The organism is Rhodococcus yunnanensis NBRC 103083, assembly GCF_001895005.1.
Classification (GTDB): Bacteria; Actinomycetota; Actinomycetes; order Mycobacteriales; family Mycobacteriaceae; genus Rhodococcoides; species Rhodococcoides yunnanense.
The window spans coordinates 1-1,458 of the sequence record NZ_BCXH01000050.1; the positions used below are offsets into that span (position 1 = coordinate 1).

Genomic DNA, 1,458 nt, shown 5'->3' on the forward strand with positions numbered 1-1,458 from the left:
CCGGCGACGACGATGTTCGGCCGGAAACGGTCCATCGGAAGTGGGCGCTCCAGGCGAGCATTCAACTCGTTCAGGCTCGCGTGCGAGAGGATGTGCACAGCTGAGCTGTCGGCGAAACCTGCTGTGCCGGGGACAATTCCGTCGGTGATCCGATCGAGATCAGGGGGTACTCGAACCAGTCGCGACGGCTCACCGATCACCGCGGTCAGCCACGTCGCGGCGTCGTCGCCCTGATCGATGCCGCGGAAAGGTCGGCGAAACATCGTGACGTCGCGCGCCGGGGACTCGGAGTCGACCGCAACGGTGACGGATCCGAAGTCCGCGTGCGACAACGTGAGGTCGCCGTCGATGGACGGTTCGATGACCGCGAGCACGGGGTCGCTGCGCTGACTGCGAAAGGCCCCTTCGCCGTCGACGATCATGAATTCGCGGTCGTGTTCGAGGCCGCGGGCCGTCACCAGAGCGCTGCGCAACGATGTTCCCGCGCATCCCTTCACCGGGTAGCAGACCAACTCGGATACCGTGACGCTCACCTACCGGAGGATACTGGCCAACATGACACGAGCTCTGTTGGTAGTGGACGTGCAGAACGATTTCACCGAAGGTGGCGCACTCGGCGTCGAAGGCGGTGCGGATGTCGCAACCAAGGTGAGCGGTCTGCTGGCCAAGGATGGTGACAGCTACGACGTCATCGTCGCATCGAGGGACTGGCACGACGCGGGCAGCGACAACGGTGGTCACTTCGCGACCGACGACGCACCGAACTTCACCACGACCTGGCCGGTGCACTGCGTCGCAGGCAGCGTTGGCGCCGAGTACCACCCCGACCTGACTACCGGGTCGGTGGACGTGCACGTGTTCAAAGGGCAGGGCAGTCCGTCGTACTCGGCGTTCGACGGAACGACGGACGAGGGCCGCACGCTGCGGGAGGTGCTCGCGCGCAACGAGGTGACGGAAGTCGACATCGTGGGGATCGCGACGGACTATTGCGTGCGGGCATCGGCTCTTGATGCGCTTGCCGGAGGCATGAAGGTGCGGGTGCTGACCGAGTTCGTGGCAGGGGTCGCGCCTGAGTCCTCGGAGGCGTCGTTGAAAGAGCTGGTCGACGCCGGGGCCGAGCTGGTCTAGGGCTCGTCGATCGTCGTCGTGATGGTGGTGACGCTCGGCGCCGCGGGTGTCGAGCCGAAACCGAATTCGACCGGCGGAGTGACGGGCGTCAGAGCGCCGAGGTCCTCACCGTTCCACGACGCCTCGATCGCGGTGATGTGGTGCTGATCCCGCGCCCCGTAGTACTCGCGCCTTCCGTTGCCTGCGCTGCCTCGGGTGCGAACGCCGCGGAGCACGACGCGGGCAATCGGATCGGTGACAGCGCAGAACCAGGGCGCAGTCGAGACGAAGTTCGGAATCGAGCGGAGCAGGCGCCCGAGGGCGGTGCGGGATCCGACGTCGATCCGCAGG

The 1,458-nt window shown here is 66.2% G+C and carries 2 protein-coding genes and 1 pseudogene; 1 reads left to right on the forward strand and 2 read right to left on the reverse strand.

Translation table 11 applies throughout. The annotated features are described in order from the left end of the window. On the reverse strand, positions 1-533 hold a 533-nt coding region (locus RY1_RS29205; protein WP_139280019.1), incomplete at its 3' end, for an MOSC domain-containing protein. A gap of 22 nt (positions 534-555) precedes the next feature. Between RY1_RS29205 and RY1_RS29210 the strand changes: the two genes are divergently transcribed. Then, positions 556-1,128, forward strand: coding sequence for an isochorismatase family protein (locus RY1_RS29210; protein WP_072807534.1), 573 nt, complete (start codon positions 556-558; stop codon positions 1,126-1,128). On the opposite strand, the pseudogene RY1_RS29215 reads toward RY1_RS29210, so the two are convergent. Then, positions 1,125-1,458, reverse strand: a pseudogene (locus RY1_RS29215) (hypothetical protein); the annotation flags it as partial. The gene RY1_RS29210 and the pseudogene RY1_RS29215 overlap by 4 nt on opposite strands.